The sequence below is a fragment of the Bradyrhizobium sp. NC92 genome (assembly GCF_025200865.1).
Lineage (GTDB): Bacteria > Pseudomonadota > Alphaproteobacteria > Rhizobiales > Xanthobacteraceae > Bradyrhizobium.
In genome coordinates this window covers 2,998,922-3,017,106 of record NZ_CP104171.1, presented here as the reverse complement: position 1 = coordinate 3,017,106, position 18,185 = coordinate 2,998,922, and the positions used below count along the sequence as shown (strand labels likewise).

General features: G+C 64.1%; 18 protein-coding genes. 5 read left to right on the top strand and 13 right to left on the bottom strand.

Annotated features, from left to right (window positions below):
- From N2602_RS14030 to N2602_RS13980, 11 genes are all read right to left on the bottom strand, one after another.
- Positions 1–927, bottom strand: coding sequence for a Gfo/Idh/MocA family protein (locus N2602_RS14030; protein ID WP_260382992.1), 927 nt, complete (start codon positions 925–927; stop codon positions 1–3).
- Positions 924–1,700, bottom strand: coding sequence for a FadR/GntR family transcriptional regulator (locus tag N2602_RS14025; protein ID WP_260382991.1), 777 nt, complete (start codon positions 1,698–1,700; stop codon positions 924–926). The genes N2602_RS14030 and N2602_RS14025 overlap by 4 nt, the downstream gene beginning before the upstream one ends.
- Positions 1,697–2,677, bottom strand: coding sequence for a galactofuranose ABC transporter, permease protein YjfF (gene yjfF, locus N2602_RS14020; protein WP_172784314.1), 981 nt, complete (start codon positions 2,675–2,677; stop codon positions 1,697–1,699). The genes N2602_RS14025 and yjfF overlap by 4 nt, the downstream gene beginning before the upstream one ends.
- Positions 2,674–3,666, bottom strand: a complete 993-nt coding sequence (locus N2602_RS14015; protein WP_260382990.1) for an ABC transporter permease — start codon at positions 3,664–3,666, stop codon at positions 2,674–2,676. The genes yjfF and N2602_RS14015 overlap by 4 nt, the downstream gene beginning before the upstream one ends.
- Positions 3,663–5,204 carry a sugar ABC transporter ATP-binding protein gene (locus N2602_RS14010; protein WP_260382989.1) on the bottom strand — a complete coding sequence of 514 codons (1,542 nt, stop codon included), beginning with the start codon at positions 5,202–5,204 and terminating at the stop codon, positions 3,663–3,665. The genes N2602_RS14015 and N2602_RS14010 overlap by 4 nt, the downstream gene beginning before the upstream one ends.
- 115 nt (positions 5,205–5,319) lie before the next feature.
- Positions 5,320–6,285, bottom strand: a complete 966-nt coding sequence (gene ytfQ, locus N2602_RS14005) for a galactofuranose ABC transporter, galactofuranose-binding protein YtfQ (protein WP_172784311.1) — start codon at positions 6,283–6,285, stop codon at positions 5,320–5,322.
- 304 nt (positions 6,286–6,589) lie between these two features.
- Positions 6,590–7,762 carry a fumarylacetoacetate hydrolase family protein gene (locus N2602_RS14000; RefSeq protein ID WP_260382988.1) on the bottom strand — a complete coding sequence of 391 codons (1,173 nt, stop codon included), beginning with the start codon at positions 7,760–7,762 and terminating at the stop codon, positions 6,590–6,592.
- 113 nt (positions 7,763–7,875) lie between these two features.
- Entirely contained in the window at positions 7,876–8,853 is a 978-nt protein-coding gene (locus tag N2602_RS13995; protein WP_260382987.1) for a HEAT repeat domain-containing protein, read from the bottom strand.
- A 2-nt stretch (positions 8,854–8,855) separates the two neighbouring features.
- A complete protein-coding gene (locus tag N2602_RS13990; protein ID WP_024339914.1) occupies positions 8,856–9,089 on the bottom strand; it encodes a ferredoxin family protein in 234 nt (77 codons plus the stop codon).
- Positions 9,090–9,119: 30 nt separating this feature from the next.
- Positions 9,120–10,862 (bottom strand): fumarate reductase/succinate dehydrogenase flavoprotein subunit, encoded by a 1,743-nt coding sequence (locus N2602_RS13985; protein WP_260382986.1) that lies wholly within the window; start codon positions 10,860–10,862, stop codon positions 9,120–9,122.
- 101 nt (positions 10,863–10,963) lie between these two features.
- Complete coding sequence (locus N2602_RS13980; RefSeq protein ID WP_260382985.1) at positions 10,964–11,737, bottom strand: ferredoxin--NADP reductase; 774 nt, start codon at positions 11,735–11,737, stop codon at positions 10,964–10,966.
- 199 nt (positions 11,738–11,936) lie between these two features.
- Between N2602_RS13980 and N2602_RS13975 the strand changes: the two genes are divergently transcribed.
- The 5 genes from N2602_RS13975 (at position 11,937) to N2602_RS13955 (ending at position 16,580) form a co-directional block, all read left to right on the top strand.
- On the top strand, positions 11,937–12,233 hold the full coding sequence (locus N2602_RS13975) for a DUF971 domain-containing protein (protein WP_260383651.1): 297 nt from the start codon (positions 11,937–11,939) through the stop codon (positions 12,231–12,233).
- Positions 12,234–12,429: 196 nt separating this feature from the next.
- Positions 12,430–13,203 carry a Crp/Fnr family transcriptional regulator gene (locus N2602_RS13970; protein WP_260382984.1) on the top strand — a complete coding sequence of 258 codons (774 nt, stop codon included), beginning with the start codon at positions 12,430–12,432 and terminating at the stop codon, positions 13,201–13,203.
- Between the two features lie 181 nt (positions 13,204–13,384).
- Positions 13,385–14,803, top strand: a complete 1,419-nt coding sequence (locus tag N2602_RS13965; RefSeq protein WP_260382983.1) for an ABC transporter substrate-binding protein — start codon at positions 13,385–13,387, stop codon at positions 14,801–14,803.
- Positions 14,800–15,711 (top strand): ABC transporter permease, encoded by a 912-nt coding sequence (locus tag N2602_RS13960; RefSeq protein WP_409241905.1) that lies wholly within the window; start codon positions 14,800–14,802, stop codon positions 15,709–15,711. Before N2602_RS13965 ends, N2602_RS13960 begins: the two co-directional genes overlap by 4 nt.
- Positions 15,708–16,580, top strand: coding sequence for an ABC transporter ATP-binding protein (locus tag N2602_RS13955; protein ID WP_260382982.1), 873 nt, complete (start codon positions 15,708–15,710; stop codon positions 16,578–16,580). Before N2602_RS13960 ends, N2602_RS13955 begins: the two co-directional genes overlap by 4 nt.
- 123 nt (positions 16,581–16,703) lie before the next feature.
- Here the strand turns inward: N2602_RS13955 and N2602_RS13950 are convergent, their stop codons facing one another.
- Both N2602_RS13950 and N2602_RS13945 read right to left on the bottom strand, forming a co-directional pair.
- Positions 16,704–17,762, bottom strand: a complete 1,059-nt coding sequence (locus N2602_RS13950; RefSeq protein ID WP_260382981.1) for a YeiH family protein — start codon at positions 17,760–17,762, stop codon at positions 16,704–16,706.
- Between the two features lie 111 nt (positions 17,763–17,873).
- Entirely contained in the window at positions 17,874–18,092 is a 219-nt protein-coding gene (locus N2602_RS13945; protein WP_260382980.1) for a hypothetical protein, read from the bottom strand.
- Positions 18,093–18,185 lie beyond the last annotated feature (93 nt).

Here is an 18,185-nt window from a genome sequence, read left to right as displayed (position 1 = left end):
TCAATCCACAAACGGTTCGACGATCGTGCGCTTGCCGAGCAGGAAGGCGTCGGCGACGAGACGGAGCGGCGTCAGATCGACGTCACTTGCGCCGGCCGCTGCAAGCTCGACGAAGCGCCGGTAGAGTCCGCGATATTCCTGATCAGGTCCTTCGGCAAGCACCTTGCCGTCGACGGCCATGCGCGCGCCACCGCTTGATAGCGTCAGCCGGCCCTGATCGGTCTCGACGAGGATATCCCAGCTCTGCGGCCCGGTCTGGCGGAAGTCGAACTCGGCAGTCACGGGCAGGCCGCTGATATCCGTCAGGTTCAGGTTGGCCGCGATCGGCGCCTGGCAGTTGGCGGGAAAGGCCAGCTCGGCCGCGGTGACGAACACGGGCTTCGGCAGAATCCTGGTCAGGATCGACAGCGCATTGATGCCGGGATCGAACACGCCGAGGCCGCCCGGCTCCCAGATCCAGCCCTGCCCGGGATGCCAGACGCGGACATCCTCCTTCCAGCTGATGTGCACCGAGTTGATGCACCGCTCGGCGAGCCATTGCCGGGCCGGCTCGACCGCCGGCGCAGAGCGCGAATGCCAGGTCGCAAACAATGTCCGCTTCGCACCCGCCGCCATCGCAATCAACGGATCAAGCTCGGCAACCCCGGTGCCCGGCGGCTTCTCCAGCATGACATGCTTGCCGGCGGCGAGCGCCGCCGCGGCCTGGACCCGTCGCACCTGCGGCGGCGTGCAGAGCGAGACGGCGTCGATCGGCGGCCCCTTCTGAAGCAATTCCTCGATGGTTGCAAAATGCGGCACCCTCGGTAGCGAGGCATTGCGGCTGGCCACGGCGGCGAGCATTGCACCCGGTGTGGCGGCGATCGCCGCCACATGCTGGTCCCGCGCGATCTTGCCGAAGCCGACGATGGCGATGCGAAGGTCTGTCACGCTTGTTCTCCGGTATCGGTCGATGGCAGCGGATCGGCCGGGGCGGTCTCGATCACCGTACTGTCGTGGCGGCGCATGCCATTGTGAATGACATAGACCATGGCCTCGGATGCGGCGTCGGCATCGCCCGCGACGATGGCATCGACGATCCTCTGATGCCACAGCAGCACCGTCTCGCGGTCCTCGGTTTCGACCGGGGCGCTGAGCAGGAACGATGCACGCAGCGCTGCTTCGATGACATGCCCGACCGAGCGCATGAATAGATTGCCGGAGGCGCGCGCCACACCAACGTGAAGCGCGAGATCGGCATCGGCAAAGCCGACCGAGTCGGAGGCTTCACGCCGCATGCGATCCATGCAGCGGCGAAGCTCGCTGATGTCCTCCGCGGACCGCTGCGTGGCCGCCAGCATCGCCGCGCGCGGTTCGACCGCCAGACGGATCTCGGCGAGGTCGTTGAGGAAGCGCTTGTCGATGCCGGCGTCGAGGTGCCAGGCCAGCACGTCCGCGTCGAACATGTTCCAGGCGCCGCGCTCGCGCACGACCGTGCCGACCCGCGCCTTGGTGGTGAGCAGGCCCTTGGCGACCAGCGTCTTCACGCTCTCGCGCAGCACCGGCCGCGACACACCGAACATCGCGATCATCTCGGCATCACCAGGCAGGCGCGTGCCTTCCGCATAGCGGCCGGCGATGATGTCGACGCCGATCGAACGCGCCACCTCCGCATGGTTGGAGTGGGCCCGCCGCGTCGGGATAACGACGATCCGCGAGGTCATGACGCCGCTCCCATATGTTTCACCGCCGGCCGGCGCGCAAGCGTGACCAGCCCCTGTTGCAGGGCGATGAAGGCGAACAGAAGCACGCCGGTCGCGATCTTGGTCCACCAGCTCGACAGCGTGCCGTCGAAATTGATGTAGGTCTGGATCAGGCCCTGGATGAGCACGCCGAGGAATGTTCCGACCACCGAGCCCTGGCCGCCGGTGAGCAGCGTGCCGCCGATCACAACGGCGGCGATGCTGTCGAGCTCGACGCCGACGGCGGAGAGCGAATAGCCGGCGCTGGTGTAGAAAGAGAAGACGATCCCGGCGAGCCCCGCGAGCAGGCTCGACAGCATGTAGATCTTGATCGTCATCTTGCCGACGGCAACGCCCATCAGGCTCGCGGTGGCCCGGCTGCCGCCGAGCGCATAGACGTTGGCGCCGAACCGGGTGAGATGCAGCAGCAGGGCGCCGCCGATCACGATCAGGAGCATGATGATCGCGATGGCCGTCAGCCGGCCGCCGCCGGGCATCCGCAGTGCAAAATCTGACACCGTCGAATAGATCGGCGCGTTGATCGGCACCGATTCGGTCGACAGCAGGAAGCTCGCGCCGCGCGCCAGGAACATGCCGGCCAGCGTCACGATGAAAGGTGGCAGATCGAAGACGTGGATGACGGCGCCCATCGCCGCGCCAAACGCCGCCGAGAGCGCGAGGATGGCGACGAAAGCGACCAGCGGCGGGACGCCCCAGCGCTCGATAGCCAGCGCGACGAATACGGTGGTGAAGCCGATCACCGAGCCGACCGAGAGGTCGATGCCGCCGGAGATGATCACGAACGTCATGCCGGTCGCGACGATCCCCAGGAAGGCATTGTCGGTGAGCAGATTGCCGACCACGCGGGTGGAGGCGATGTTGGGGAATTGCATGGCGCAGAGCGCAAAGGCCGCAACGAGCACGATCGCCGTGATCAGGACGGGCGGCAGGCCTTTCATGCTTTGGCCCTCCGCAGCCACGTGGCGATTCCGGCGAGACCGGAGAATTTCGGCGATTGCAGCAGCAGCACCGCGAGCACCACCACCGCCTTGACCAGCAGATTGAACTCCGGCGGGTAGCCCGACAGCAGGATGCCGGTGTTCATGGTCTGGATGATCAGCGCACCCAGCACGGCCAGCACGAGACTGAATCGGCCGCCGAACAGCGAGGTGCCGCCGATCACCACGGCGAGGATCGCATCGAGCTCGAGCCAGAGGCCGGCATTGTTGGCGTCTGCACCCATGATGTCGGCCGCCGCGATCACGCCGGCGAGCGCGGCGCAGACGCCGCACCAGACGTAGACGGCCAAAATCATTGCGCGTGTGCCGACGCCGGCGAGCTCGCTCGCCCGCGCGTTGCCGCCGGTTGCCTCGATCAGGAGACCTAGCGCGGAGCCACGCACGACCGCGCCGGTGAGGATGAGCATGCCCAACGCAATCACGACCGGCACCGGCAGGCCGAGCACCGAGCCATTGCCGAGCCACACCAGATCCGGCGAGGAGAACGTCACGATGCGTCCTTCGGTGATGAGCTGGGCGATGCCGCGCCCCGCGACCATCAGGATCAAGGTCGCCACGATCGGCTGCATGCCGAGCACGGCGACGAGAAAGCCGTTCCAGAGGCCGCAGACGAGGCCCGCCGCAAGCGCAGCCGCCAGCACGATCGGGAGACTATGACTGTCGGCTAGGCTCGCGGCGATCGCACCGCAGATCGCCATCACGGCACCGACCGACAGATCGATGCCGCGCGTCGCGATCACCAACACCATGCCGAGGGAGAGCAGCGCCACCGGCGTGCCGCGGTTGAGCACGTCGATAAGGCTGCCGAACAGACGGCCATCCTGCAGGCGCAGGTCGAAGAATTGCGGCGAAACCACGCGATCGACCGCGAGGATGACGATCAGCGCCAGGATCTGGGCAAGGCCGCGGCGCGGCAACAGCGCTGTCATGTGTGGGCCTCAAGCGCAACAGCGACGCTATCGGCGGCAATGGCGGCGAGAATGTTGCCGACGTCGATCGCCTCGCCCTTGAGCTCCTCGACATGGGCGCGGTCGCGCAGCACGACCACGCGATCGGAATACGTAACGATCTCATCCAGTTCGGAGGAGATGACGAGCAGCGAAAGCCCGTCGTCGCAGAGCTCGCGGATCAGGCGGATGATCTCGGCATGCGCGCCGACATCGATGCCGCGGGTCGGCTCGTCCAGCACGAGCAGCCGCGGCGAGGTCGCGAGCCAGCGCGCCAGCAGCACTTTTTGCTGGTTGCCGCCGGAGAGCAGGCCGACCGGGCGCTCCGGATCGGGCGGGCGGATGTCGAGCATCTTGACGTAACGGCGCGCGATCTCGTCCTGCTCGCGGCGCGACAGCGGCCGATGCAGCCCGCGCTTGGCCTGGAGCGCGAGCACGATGTTCTCGCGCACGCTGAGCTCGGCGACGATGCCGTCGGTCTTGCGCTCCTCCGGGCAATAGCCAAAGCCGTGACGAACGCCGTCGCGCGGCGACTGCAGCCGAACGGCTGCGCCCGCCACCCTCGCCTGCCCACGATCCGCGCGCTCGGCGCCGAACACCAGCCGCGCCGTCTCGGTGCGGCCTGAGCCGAGCAGCCCGGCCAGACCGACCACCTCGCCGTGACGCAGCTCGAGATCGAACGGCGCGACATAGCCGGCCTTTCCGTAACTCTCGAAGCTCGCACACACCTCGCCGGCCTGGCGCTCACGCGTCGCCGCCCGCGCGGTGGTTTCCGCCAGCTCGCGGCCGAGCATCATCCGGATCAATTCCAGCCGCGGCAGCGAGGCGGTCTCGCGCTCGCCGACGAGGCGGCCGTTACGCAGCACGGTGATGCGGTCGGAGATCTCGTAGACCTGGTCGAGGAAGTGGCTGACGAAGACGATGCCGATGCCGCGCCCCGCGAGCTGGCGCATGATACGGAAGAGAATCTCGACCTCGTGCCGGTCGAGGCTCGCGGTCGGCTCGTCCAGGATCAGCACCCGGGCGGAGAGATCCACCGCGCGCGCAATCGCGGTGACGTGCTGAATCGCCACCGAATAATTGCCGAGCGGCGCGGCGACGTCGATGTCGAGGCCGAAATCCGCGAGCAGAGCCTTGGCGCGGCGCCGCATCTCGCCTTCGCGCACGATGCCGAAACGCATCGGCTGGCGGTCGAGGAACAGGTTCTGCGCCACCGAAAGGTTCGGCAGCAAGTTGACCTCCTGGTAGACGGTCGCGATGCCCGCTGCGAGTGCTGCCTTGGCCGAGCGCGGCGCGATCTCCTCACCGCCGAGCCTGACGATGCCGACATCGCGCGGAAACACGCCGGTGACGACCTTGATCAGCGTGGACTTGCCGGCGCCGTTCTCGCCGAGCAGCGCATGAATCTCACCGGCGCGCAGCGTGAAGTCGACCTCCTGCAACGCGCGCACCGCACCAAAGCTCTTGCTGATCCCGCGCACCTCCAGCAGCGGCAGAGCAGGATCAAGGCTGTTTTCCATCGCGACGTCACTCCCACCGGCGCCCGCGGACAGCGCGGACGCCAAGCCTACTCGTTCGCGCAGCGGTTTTGAAAGGGGGTGCCGGACCGCAAGACGCGGTCCGGCGGAGCCCACCTCAGTAACCGAGGCCCTTCTTGCTGTCGTAGATCTTCTGCGGATCATCGGCGGCGGTATAGAGCTTCGACTCGGTCTGGATCCATTTCGGTGGCACCGTACCCTTGTCCTTGAACGCCGCGATGGCATCGAGCGCGGGGCCGGCCATGTTCGGCGTCAATTCGACTGTGGCGTTGGCTTCGCCCGCGGCCATCGCCTTGAAGATGTCGGGCACCGCGTCGATCGAGACGGTGAGGATCTCCTTGCCGGGCTTGAGGCCGGCTTCCTTCATCGCCTGGATCGCGCCCACCATCATGTCGTCGTTGTGGGCATAGACCGCGCAGATCGACTTGCCGCCGCCTTCGGCCTTGATGAAGCTCTCCATCACCTCCTTGCCCTTGGCGCGGGTGAAGTCGCCGGTCTGGCTGCGCACAACCTTCAGGTTCGCGTGCTTGGCAATCGCAGTGTCGAAGCCCTTCTTGCGGTTGGCCGCGACGCTGGCGCCGACCGTGCCCTGCAATTCGACGATGTTGCAGGCCTTGTTGCCGACCGTCTTCGCCAGCCAGTCGCCGGCGACCTCTCCTTCATGCACGCTGTCGGAGGTGACGGCGGTGAGATAGAGCTCCTTGCCGGAGGGATCGATGTCGCGGTCGAGCAGCACGACCGGGATCTTGGCCTCCTTGGCTTCCTTCAGCACCGAATCCCATCCCGTCGAGACGACAGGCGCGAGGAAGATCGCATCGACATTCTGCGCGATGAAGGAGCGGATCGCCTTGATCTGGTTCTCCTGCTTCTGCTGGGCGTCGGCGATCTTGAGGTTGACCTTCCGCTTGGCAGCTTCCTGCTTGGACACGGACGTCTCGGCCGCGCGCCAGCCGGATTCCGATCCGATCTGCGAGAAGCCGATGGTGAGCTCGCCGGCGCTGGCCGGGGTCGCGAGCAACAAGGCGGCCATGGCGCTGGCCGCAAAGAGGGCTTTAGGGGTCATCAGGCGTGTCTCCCAAGATGTTATCCGGGGCGCCCATTGGTATCATGGCACCCACAGGCCGGCCTTCGGGCCAGCGCTGGGCACTATTTCACGGAAGTGGAGTTCCGACTAGTCATATTATTTTACTATTTGGAGGAAAACGCAGGTAGGTGGCGGCGAGCTGATTATGACACGCTCAGCGCGATTTTGTTCCCCTCATGCAACGAGGAGATGAAAAAAGTAAGGCGGGCTCGTTTGAGCTTCAGCTGTCAGCGCGGCGAAGATGCGACCTTCGCCCGCTTGCGGGAGGCTAAGGGCAGCAGCGCTAAATCAGCTTCCGTTGCGCCAGGTTCTTCATCAGCGCGCCGATGCCGAACGTCCAGGGCTCGCACTCGTCGCTGGTGCGCATGCGGTTGACGAGCTTGCCGAGCTGAGGCGCCGCGATCGTGACGATGTCATCGCGCTTGTGGGTGAATCCCTGCCCCGGCGCATCGCGATCTTTCACGGGCGCGAACATGGTGCCGAGGAACAGCACGAAGCCATCGGGATATTGATGCACCTTGCCGATGGTCTGCGCGACGAGATCGGTCGGATCGCGGCTGATCTTGCTGATCGAGGAATGGCCGTCGAGAACGAAACCGTCCGTGCCCGTGACGTTCAGGCTGATGTCCAGCCTGCGCGCGTCGTCGAGCGTGAAGGTGTCGTCGAACAGACGCAGCAGCGGGCCGATCGAACAGGACGCGTTGTTGTCCTTGGCCTTCGACAACAGCAGCGCCGAGCGACCCTCGAAGTCGCGCAGGTTCACGTCGTTGCCGAGCGCGCCGCCGACGATCTTGCCGCGGCTCGAGACGAACAGCACCAGCTCGGGCTCGGGATTGTTCCAGGTCGATTTCGGATGCAGGCCGGCGTCCATGCCGGTGCCGACCGACGACAAGGTGGGCGCCTTGGTGAAGACCTCGGCATCCGGACCAATGCCGACCTCGAGATATTGGCTCCAGGCGTTCTGATCGATCAGCACCTGCTTCAGGTGCATCGCCTGGTCCGATCCCGGCTTGAGCTTCGACAGATCGTCGCCGATCAGGCGCGTCACTTCTTTCCGGATCGCTTCGGCCGAGGCCGGATTGCCCTTGGCGCGCTCTTCGATGACACGTTCCAGCATCGAGATCGCGAAGGTGACGCCGGCGGCCTTCAACGTCTGGAGATCGACGGGCGCGAGCAGCCAGGGTTTTTGGGGATCGCGACGGTCCGGCGGGGTGTTGGCCACGATCGCCTCGAGATCACCGATGCGCTCGCCCTTGGTGGCGGCAAGCGCCTTGGCGGGATCGTCCGCCTCGCAGAGCGCGCTGATGGTCGGAAACTTCGCAGTGACGTCGAACACGCCGTCGTCGCGCACGGCGACCACGGCCGGCCCATTCACCTGCGGCAGCCAGACGCGGCCAGCCAATGTTCCCCGCGTGCCGTCCTCGGGGAGAAGGTCTTTTACCGTCAATGTCGTCATGGCCGCGTCCTCGCTGTTTTTAGGGATCGGCCGCGTTCGCAGCGGCCGTTCCCGTTGGCGAAGACCAATAAACGTCTGGCGGGGGAAGTCCAGAGCGGCGACCCGCCGTGCAATTATGCCCCTGCCCGCGCCTTTCGTGCCGCAATCTGGTGCAGTGCCCAGCGCGCATTCTTACGGACATCGGGATCAGGATCATCGGCGATTACGGCGAGGAATGCCTCGCCGTCGGGATGGGCAATCTCGCCTAGCGCGGCGGCGGCCTCTTTGCGTAGGTTCGCCTGGTCGTGATTGATGCAACTACCAATCGGCCGCACCGCGCGCTCGATCTTCATCTTTCCAAGGCTGCGGATCGCCTTGAGCCGCACCTGCCAAAACTCGTCCGCGAGACAAGCGACGAGCTGATCAGCCGCGATTGCACCGTTCACGTTCAGACCCAGCGTCTCCGCGGCCATCTCACGGACCATCCAATCCGGATCCTTCAGCGCGCGGGTGATGGTCTCTGCCGCCGGCTTCATCTGAGAAAAGGCTAGCGCACTCACGGCGGCGCGGCGCACATGGGCATCGGGATCGTTGATCAGCGCGGTCAGCGCCGGAATCGATTCCTCCAGCTTGAGGAAGCCGATCACGCCGATCGCCTGCACACGTACGGCGGCGTCGGTGTCCTGGAGTGCTTCCAGAGCGGGCTTGAGTGTATCCCTGCGGCGCAGTTCCTTCAGTGCGCGCAGAGCGCCCATGCGGACGAAGGCGTGGGTATGCCTGATCAGCGGCAGGATCGCGTCGGCGCAGGCGGGATCCTTGAATTCAGCCATGCTGTCGGCCGCAGCCGCCGCGACGATCCTCTCGGGATCGACCAGCAGTTTGACCAGCGCGCTTGCCGCCTCCGGCCCGTCGAACTCCCCGAGCGCCATCGCGACCTGCTGGCGCACGCCGGCATCGGGATCGGCGACCATGTCGGCGAGATGAGCGACCGCGGCCGGGTCTCCGGAATGGCCGAGCGCGATGATGGCGACGCGGCGCTCGGCGGGATCGGCGGCCTGCAGCCGCTCGTCTGCATCTTCAAGGTCGTCGTAGGCTTCGAACGGGCTCGACATGCTCACCTCAACAGATAGGGAATGTTGACGGTGACGGCGCCGGTCGGACAATCCGCTTCGCAGGGCATGCAGTACCAGCACTCATCATAGGCCATGTAAGCTTTTTTGGTCATGTCGCTGATGCGCAGCACGTCGAGCGGGCAGACGTCGACGCACACCGTGCAGCCCTTGTCCGCGATGCATTTGGCATCGTCGACGACCACCGGAACCGATGTCTGATAGGACGCGAGAGGCATTTGATGTCTCCTATTGCTGTGTTCTGGTGGTCAGGCGGAGGCGCGAATGCGCTGCTTGTCGTAGAGGTCCTTCTCGTCGTCCGCGATCGGCACGACGTAGGGCTCGACCGCCCGCTTCTCGCTGGTCATCTTGCCGTCCCGCTTGGAGAGCAGCGTGTGACAGAACCAGTTCTCGTTGTCCTTCTCCGGGAAATCCGTGCGCCAGTGATAGAGTCCCCAGCGGCTCTCCTCGCGGTAGAGCGAAGCGTGCGCGGCCATATCGGCGCAGTCCATGATCGATTGCACCTCGAGCGCGCGGAGCAATTCGTGCGCATTGCGCGCGATCATGCGCTCTTGCATGTCGTCCCTCGCCTCAGCGAGCCGGCGCATGCCGAGCTCGTACTTGCGCGTGACTTTCGGCGGCTGGAGATAGTCGTTGACCAAGCGGCGGGTCTTGTACTCGATTTGGTTCGGCGGAATGCCGTCCTCACGCTTGGTCGGCGCCATCACGCGCTCGCGCTCCATCGCGACGTCGGCCGCGTCAAACTCCGCGAAGTCTTGGCTGTCGGCGTACTCCATCGCGTCGATGCCGGCGACCGAGCCGTTGGTGAAGGCGCCAAGCATATAATTGTGCGGGACGCTCGCCATGTCGCCGGCGGCATAGAGGCCGGGCACTGTGGTACGGGCATTGTCGTCAACGAACACGCCTGAGGCGCTATGCCCGGAGCAGAAGCCGATCTCGGAGATGTGCATCTCGATGGACTCGCTGCGGTAGTCGACCCCGCGCCCCTGCTGGAACAGGCCGCGCGTCGGACGCTCGACCTTGTGCAGCGTGGACTCGATCTCGGAAATGGTGTCGGGATGGAGATGCCTGAGCTGGAGGAACACCGGGCCCTTGCCTGACAGCAGCTCGTTGTAGAACTCCAGCATCATCTGGCCGGACCAGTAGTCGCATTCGATGAAGCGCGATCCCTCATTGTTCGCCGTGTAGGCGCCGAAGGGACCAGCGACATAGGCGCAGGCGGGCCCATTATAGTCCTTGATCAGGGGGTTGATCTGGAAGCATTCGAGGTTCGCGAGCGCTGCGCCGGCGTGATAGGCCATGGCGTAGCCGTCGCCGGAATTGGCGGCGTTCTCGTAGGTGCCGAACATGTAGCCGGAGGTCGGCAGACCGAGCCGACCGGCGGCGCCCATGCAGAGGATCACGGCCTTGGCCTTGATCACCAGGATCTCGGCAGTGCGGGTGTTGACGCTGATGGCACCGGCAATCCGGCCGTCGGTCGACTTGAGCAGCCGCGTCGCCATGTAGCGGTTGGAAATGAGGATGCGCGCGCGGCGGAGCTGGCGGTACAGCGCCTTCTTCACGGTTTCGCCGTTCGGCATCGGCAGCACATAGGTGCCGATGTGGTGCACCTTCTTGACCGCGTAGTCACCGTTCTCGTTCTTCAGAAAGCGGATGCCGAAGCTGTCCAGCTCTTCGATGATCTTGTAGCAATTCTGCGCGTATTTATAGACCGCCTTCTGGTCGACGATGCCGTCATTAGCAATAGTGATTTCCTTGGTGTACTGCTCCGGCGTGGCGTAACCGGGAATGACGGCATTGTTCAGCCCGTCCATCCCCATCGAGATCGCGCCGGAGCGCTTGACATTGGCCTTTTCGAGCAGAACGACGTTGGCCTTCGGGTTTTTCAGCTTCGCCTTCAGCGCCGCCATCGGGCCGGCCGTGCCGCCGCCGATCACGAGCACATCGCAGGAAACCTCCGAAAGTCCGTCGACGATCTGATCTAGTGACATCACTTGCTCCTGGTTCGCCGACCCGCGGCGCCTGTGCATCAGATTTGTTCAGGTGGATGTCCGGCGATAGCAATTAGTTGTCGCCGGACAGCGATTTGGCCTCAGCGCTCGACAAAAGCCTTTTCAATCACGAAATGGCCGGGCTGGCTGTGGTTGCCCTCGACGAAGCCGCGCGCGGAGAACATCGCGTGGAGTTCCTCGAGCATCGCCGGGCTGCCGCACAGCATGATGCGGTCGGTCCCGATATCGAGGGCGGACTGACCGATATCGTCGAACAGCTGGTTCGAGGCGATCAGGTCGGTGATGCGGCCGCGGTTGCGGAACGGCTCGCGGGTGACGGTCGGATAGTAGACGAGCTTGTCGCGGATCAGTGGCCCGAAGAATTCGTGATCGCGCAGACCTTCGACGAGGCGCTCGCCGTAAGCGAGTTCGGAGACCTGCCGGCAGCCATGAGCGAGCACGATGGTCTCGTAGTTCTCATAGACATCCGGGTCCTTGATCAGGCTGGCGAAGGGGGCAAGGCCGGTTCCGGTCGAGAGCAGCAGCAGGCGCTTTCCCGGAATGAGATTGCCGGTGATCAGCGTGCCCGTCGCTTTGCGGCCGACCAGGATGATGTCGCCCTCCCTGATCTTCTGCAGGCGCGAGGTCAACGGGCCATCCTGTACCTTGATCGAGAAAAACTCGAGCGCCTCCTCGTGATTGGCGCTGGCCATGCTGTAGGCCCGCATCAACGGCTTGCCCTCGACCTCCAGTCCGATCATCGCGAACTGGCCGTTCTGGAAACGAAAGCCGGGATCGCGCGTCGCGGTGAAGCTGAACAGGGAGTCGGTCCAATGCCTGACTGACAAAACCGTTTCCTTCTGAAATGAACTCATGGTCTCTCCTTGTCGATGACGACAAGGTCATGGAGAGAGGGGGGCCCGGCAATTCAGAAGTGAAATTCCCGGTCGATTAGTTTCACATTTCGCGCGTGGTGATCGAAGACCAGGCACGCGGTCATGCCGGCGCCGGCAATTAGTTGCTATTCGCCGCGCCGGTGCCGGCATAGATAGAAGTCGGAGGTTCGTCATGACCATGACCTTGGTGGCACCGACCGTTGCCAACTATGAAGCCAGCGCCGATCTCGCCGCCCTTCTCGTCCGCACCACGCAGGACGGCGCGCTCAGCGTGCCCGCCGAGAAACTCCGCCTCTCATGCAAATGCGCCCACTGCACCCGCGCCCGTTTCGACGGCCGCTTCCCGGAGGCGTTTCCCGGGATTGCGATCACCGGGATCGGCGATCTCGGCTATGGTCTGAACATCTCGTTTTCGGATGGGCACAACCGGGGGATATATCCGAAGCCGTATTTGCTCAGTCTGGCTGGGCGGTAGGGGCTACGGGCCGCTCCACAAACTCCGCTGTCATTCCCCGCGAAGGCGGGGAAGTCGGTATGCCGCGGCCTCTCCGTATCGCAATGAAGTCTCTGGAATACCGGGTCGCCCGACCAAGCCGGGCGATGACGCCGGAGTAAATCTGGCACGGACATTGCTCCTCTTTAGAACGATTTGAACGTTCCGGAGGCAGACAATGTTGCAGGCGGCGAATGTGGTTCGTGGGGCCGCTCCCCCAGCAGCCCGGCCTGCAGGCAGTTCCTCCCTGCTGCTCACCGAGAACCAGCAATGGATTGGCGGTCCGCCGGCGCTGATGGACAAGCTCTCGCCGCACGAGCGCGAATTGGTGCTGAAGCAGGGGCGGCGAAAAGTTCTGAACCGCGGCCAGACGCTGTTCAGCCAGGGCGGCAAGCATGACGGCATCTGGCTAATCGAGAGCGGCCGCATTCGCGTGTTCTACACCTCGCCGCTCGGGCGCGAGATCACGCTCGCCTATTGGCACGTCGGCAATTTCGTCGGCGGCCCCGAAGTGTTCGAAGGCACCGTGCATCAATGGTCCGGCGTCGCCTCCAGCAATTGCAGCGTCGTGCACTTGCCCGGAAAGGAATTGCGGTCGCTTGCCGCAGAGATCCCGAACCTCGCGATCGGCCTGATCGAGGGCCTCACGTTCAAGGGGAAGTGCTATTCGGCGCTCGCGCAGATGCTGGGCACGCGCTCGATCACCCAACGCCTCGCGCATCTGTTGTTGCACCTCGTTGAGCTTTACGGCGTCGAGGATGCTGACGGCACCGTCATCGCCGCCGCCTTCACCCACGCCGACATCGCCCACATGGTCGGCGCCACCAGGCAATGGGTCACGATCAGCCTGAAGCGCATGCAAGAGAAGGGAATCGTGTTGACCAAGCGGTCGCAGATCGTCGTCTGCCGTACCGACGTGCTGGAGGAGATGCGCGGTCACGCATCCGACTAGGAGAATTTGCAGCGAAGACCGATGCACAGGCAAGCGGCTTTATAGTGCAGAACTGCTCAAGGAGTATGCAATCACCTTTTCCGGGCAACTAATCGACCGCTGTCGTCATTCCGGATTTGCCCTGCCGGTGCCCTCAACCAATCATGGCAACCACAGCACATCCAACCGAAAGAGGATGAGAATGGTCCGCCATCTTCCCACGCTCTCGATCGCGATGTCAGTGACGTCGCTGGCGCTTCTCACCGCGCAGCCGGCCGCCGCGGAAACCGTCACGCTCGGCATCGGAACCCAGGACACCACAACCAACACGGTGACCGCCGGGGTCGTCATCCGCCAGTTGCGTCTGCTGGAAAAATACCTGCCGAAGGACGGCAAATACGCCAACATCAAGTTCGAGCTGGAGTGGCAGAACTTCACCTCAGGTCCGCCCGTCACCAACGCGATGATGGCTAACAAGCTGCAGATCGGCATGATGGGCGACTATCCGCTGATCGTGAACGGCTTCACTTTCGAGAGTAACCCCGAGAGCAAGAGCCGCCTGATCGGCATCGCCGCCTACAGCCTGTCCGGCTCAGGCAACGGCCTCGTCGTCCACAAGGACTCGCCCTATTACGACCTCGCCGATCTCAAGGGCAAGTTGGTCAGCGTTCCCTTCGGCTCCGCCGCGCACGGCATGGTGCTGAAGGCTATGCAGGATCGCGGCTACGCATCTGACTTCTTCCAGCTCGTCAGCCAGAGCCCGGAAGTGGGCTCAACCAATCTGCAGGAGAAGAAGATTGACGGGCATGCCGATTTCGTCCCCTTTGCGGAATTGCTGCCGTTCCGCGGCTTCGCGCGAAAGATCTTCGACGGTGTCGAGACGAACTTGCCGACCTTCCACGGCATCGTGGTTCGCACCGACTTCGCCCAAAAATATCCGGAGGTCGTCGTCGCCTACTTCAAGGCGCTGATCGCTGCCAATCAGTGGCTGCGCGACGATCCCAAGCTCGCCGCGGAAAAGATCCAGGAATGGACCGGCATCAGCAAGGAAGTCGTCTACATCTTCCTCGGCCCCAGCGGCAACATGACCACTGATCCCACCATCAAGCCGGCGCTGATCGATGCGGCCACGACCGACGTCAAGGTGCTGCAGAATCTCGGCCGCATGAAGGAGTTCGATCCGAAGAAATGGGTCGACGACAGCTACATCCGCAAAGCCTATGCCGATATGAAGCTCGACTATGATGCGCAGCTTGCGAGCACCAAGAACTATGAAATTTCGGGTGAAGATGGTTTCTGCAAGAAGCCGATCGCGGATCCCCGCAAGGCCGGCGAGGTCTGGGTCGATGACGCCGGTATCTTGCCGTTCTCGTCCGCGAGTTGCACACTCGGTGCCTATGCCGACTACAAGGCCAAGGGCAAAAAGATCAACGTCGCCTACGTCTTCGACACCACGCGCGGCATCAAGCTGTTCGCCGATCAGGCCTTCTTTGCGGTCGGCAATGGCGAACTCGCCCCGTTCCTGCTGAAGAAGGATGCCGAAGCCTATGCCGCCAAGATCAGCGGTAAGGTGCTCGGCTTCGACGACGCCCTAAAGGCCGCAGTCGGAGGCAAGACGTGAGCAGCCCCGCCCTCGTCAGACCTCCCGAGGACAGCATGCCGGCAACAGCACTTGCAGAGGCGGGCTCCTCGCCCGCTGCCATCACCCCGCCTACGACGCCGCCGTCCTTCGACACACTCGCCTTGCGCTGGTACCGGCTCAATCGGTCAGGTCTGCGCGCGGCCGCGATCGGCGTGATTTCGCTGTTCGCGTTCCTGCTGGTCTGGCACCTGCTCACGACCTATCGCGTCGTGTTCTTCGTGCGCTTCACCAACGTGCCCTCGCCGCTCGCGGTCTATGCGAGCTTCACCAAGGCGATCCACGATCCCAAATTCCTGATGCACATCCTGCTCAGCTGCCGGCGCATCTTCATCGGCTTCTCGCTGGCGGCGATCATCGGCGTGCCGCTCGGCCTCATCATGGGCCGCTTCAAGCTGGTTCATGAGGTAATCTTCCCGGTCGCGGAGGTGCTGCGGCCGATTCCGGCGATCGCCTGGGTGCCGATGGCGATCATGCTGTGGCCGACCAACGAGCAGAGCATCGTCTTCATTACCTTCCTCGGCTCGTTCTTCCCGATCCTGGTCAACACGTTGCACGGCATGTCGCTGGTCGACCCCGTGCTGGTGCGCGCCGCGCAATGCCTCGGCGCGCGCGAGCGCTCGATCTTCCGCGAAGTGTATTTTCCGGCATCGCTGCCTCACATCTTCACCGGCCTTACTGTCGGCATGGGCGTCGCCTGGGTCTCGCTGATCGCCGCCGAGATGATCTCGGGCCAATACGGCATCGGCTATTTCACGTGGGAGGCCTATTCGCTGGTCCAGTACGCCGACATCGCCCTCGGCATGATCGCGATCGGGGTGCTCGGGCTCGGATCGAGCCTGCTGATCCGGGGTGCAGGGAAGCTGGTAATGCCGTGGAGATCGACATGAGCGAATTAGTTGCGAGTCCGCCGAAGGGCCACATTGAGGTCAAAAACTTCTCCCTCGCCTACGAGACGATCGAGGGAGCGGTCCAGGCCGTGACTGACACGCAGATCCATGTGAAGCCGGGCGAGTTCGTCTCGATCGTCGGTCCTTCCGGTTGTGGAAAATCGACGCTTCTCAACGCCGTCGCCGGCTTCCTCAAGCCGACTACCGGCATCGTGACGGTCGACGGCGAGCGCGTGAACGGCCCTAGCGCCGAGCGCGGCATGGTGTTCCAGCAATATTCACTGTTTCCCTGGAAGACGGTGCGGGAGAACGTCGAGTTCGGGCTGAAGATGCGCGGCATGCCGCGATCGCAGCGCGAGCGGGCGGCGCGCACGCTCTTGGGGCTCGCGGGTCTGGAGGTGTTCGAAAAGCACTATCCGGAAAAGCTCTCCGGCGGCATGAAGCAGCGCGTCGGCATCGTCCGCGCGCTGGCTACGGGACCGAAGGTGCTGCTACTGGATGAGCCGTTCGGCGCCCTCGATGCGCAGACGCGCGTCATCATGCAGCAGATCCTTACCAACATGTGGCAGCGGTTGAAGATCTCGGTCTTGTTCGTCACCCACGACATCGACGAGGCGATCTTCCTCTCCGACCGCGTGTACTGCATGACCGCGCGGCCCGGTTCGATCAAGGCGGAGATCCCGATTCCGCTGGAGCGGCCGCGTCAGCAATCGATGATGATGTCGTCGGAGTTTTTGGCGCTCCGCCGCGGGCTGATGTCGCTGATTCGCGAAGAGAGCCTGAAGGCGATGGGCGGCGAGATCAACGACATGGGCATGCAGGGGCTGAACATCGAGCTGCAGGGCCATTCGCTGGCGGACGTGATTTAGCTTCCCGCTCGCAGCATTGACGGTCTCGTAGGTGGGCAAAGCGAAAGCGTGCCCACCATTCTCCGTCTGTTATAGAACTGGTGGGCACGGCGCTTACGCGCCTCTGCCCACCCTATGCCATGATCATTTGAACCAGTGCACCAGTGCGATGCTGATCCCCAGCAGCAGCATCAGCGACAGCGTCACGGCGGCCGTCACCCGGCCGCCGACATTGGCGAGCACGCGCACGTCGACGCCAAGGCCGAGGGCTGCCATCGAGACCACCGTGAGAAAGCCGGTGATCTTCGTCACGGGGCCGACCACCGTGGCCGGCACGATCTCCAGCGAGCGCAGGGTCGCAAGCGCAAGGAAGCCGAGGATGAACCAGGGGACCAGGCGGAAGAAGCCGACGCTGGTCTTCCGGGCATCGCTCTGCCAGCGCGAGGCGACCAGCGACAGGCCGACAACGACCGGCCCGAGCATCAGGACGCGCATCAGCTTCACCAGCGTGCCGATCTGGGTCGAGACGAGGCCTGCCGGCACCGTGGCGGCAAGCACCTGCGGCACCGCGTAGACGGTGAGCCCGGCGAGGATGCCGTACTGCGTTGCGGACAATTGCAGCAGCGGGATCAGCAGCGGCAGGCCCAGCACCATCATCACGCCAAGGATCGCCGTGAAGGAGATCGAGGATGCAATCTCGTCGTTGCTTGCGCCGACGATGGGGGCCACCGCGGCGATGGCGGAATTGCCGCAGATCGAGTTGCCGCAGGCGATCAGGATCGACAGCCGCGTCGACAGGCCGAGCAGCCGGCTGAGGCCGAAGGAGACGCAGAGCGCGACCACGACGACCGCGGCAATGGAGGCGAGCAGCGCAATGCCGGAAGCCGCGATCGCAGCGAAGCTGATGGAGGCCCCGAGCAGCATGACCGCGACCTCGAGCAGCTGCTTGGCGCTGAAGGCGATACCCGCCTGCCAGCGCGGGGCCGGCTTCCAGAAGCTGCGCACCGCCATGCCGAGCAGGATCGCCATGACCAGCGCCTCGACATAGGGATGCTCGAACACGCCCAGTTCGGCCCGCTCGAGCAGGGCCGACACACCGGCCACGGCGATACAGAGGAGAATGCCCGGGATCAGCGCCGCAATACGGCTCGCGGCGGTGGCCGGCTTGGAATCGGCCGGGCTGGATGCTTGATTCTGCGACACAAATCTCTCCCGAAGGAGAAAGATTTATACGCAGTGCGACCCAATTGGGAAATATGTTTTCGACATATCAGGACCGAGAGAAGTTCTGTCCTCGGCCCGGAATAAGCGGCCTCAGAAGATCAGGTTCTTGGCCAGCGAGGCGACGCGGCTGAAGCCGTCATAGATGCCCGGCTCGAAGAAGACGGCACGGGCCAGCACGATGCCGGCGACCAGCGACCAGAACAGGGTGGTGCCGGCCCGCAGCAGGAGCTTCGACGCACGAGACTTCGGCTGTGTGTCCGTTGCGGACACCAGTTGCTCGCCGAAGGGCTCAAATCCAGTGCGTTCCATGGCTGCCGATCCACCAATTTCTGGCGCAAATGTCGTCGTTTCGGCTCCAAACAGCAATGGAAGCGATTGGCGTTTTTGCCCTCGTAAGGGGAA

Bases quoted from the DNA above. Each gene is read 5' to 3' on its own strand.
- N2602_RS13995 (WP_260382987.1), bottom strand. From the start codon at position 8,853: ATGTCGAGCCCGTTCGAAGCCTACGACGACCTTGAAGATGCAGACGAG.
- N2602_RS13975 (WP_260383651.1), top strand. From the start codon at position 11,937: ATGACCTTGGTGGCACCGACCGTTGCCAACTATGAAGCCAGCGCCGAT.
- N2602_RS13955 (WP_260382982.1), top strand. From the start codon at position 15,708: ATGAGCGAATTAGTTGCGAGTCCGCCGAAGGGCCACATTGAGGTCAAA.
- N2602_RS13945 (WP_260382980.1), bottom strand. From the start codon at position 18,092: ATGGAACGCACTGGATTTGAGCCCTTCGGCGAGCAACTGGTGTCCGCA.
- N2602_RS14000 (WP_260382988.1), bottom strand. From the start codon at position 7,762: ATGACGACATTGACGGTAAAAGACCTTCTCCCCGAGGACGGCACGCGG.
- ytfQ (WP_172784311.1), bottom strand. From the start codon at position 6,285: ATGACCCCTAAAGCCCTCTTTGCGGCCAGCGCCATGGCCGCCTTGTTG.
- N2602_RS13980 (WP_260382985.1), bottom strand. From the start codon at position 11,737: ATGAGTTCATTTCAGAAGGAAACGGTTTTGTCAGTCAGGCATTGGACC.
- N2602_RS13985 (WP_260382986.1), bottom strand. From the start codon at position 10,862: ATGTCACTAGATCAGATCGTCGACGGACTTTCGGAGGTTTCCTGCGAT.
- N2602_RS13970 (WP_260382984.1), top strand. From the start codon at position 12,430: ATGTTGCAGGCGGCGAATGTGGTTCGTGGGGCCGCTCCCCCAGCAGCC.
- N2602_RS14010 (WP_260382989.1), bottom strand. From the start codon at position 5,204: ATGGAAAACAGCCTTGATCCTGCTCTGCCGCTGCTGGAGGTGCGCGGG.
- N2602_RS13965 (WP_260382983.1), top strand. From the start codon at position 13,385: ATGGTCCGCCATCTTCCCACGCTCTCGATCGCGATGTCAGTGACGTCG.
- yjfF (WP_172784314.1), bottom strand. From the start codon at position 2,677: ATGAAAGGCCTGCCGCCCGTCCTGATCACGGCGATCGTGCTCGTTGCG.
- N2602_RS14025 (WP_260382991.1), bottom strand. From the start codon at position 1,700: ATGACCTCGCGGATCGTCGTTATCCCGACGCGGCGGGCCCACTCCAAC.
- N2602_RS13990 (WP_024339914.1), bottom strand. From the start codon at position 9,089: ATGCCTCTCGCGTCCTATCAGACATCGGTTCCGGTGGTCGTCGACGAT.
- N2602_RS14015 (WP_260382990.1), bottom strand. From the start codon at position 3,666: ATGACAGCGCTGTTGCCGCGCCGCGGCCTTGCCCAGATCCTGGCGCTG.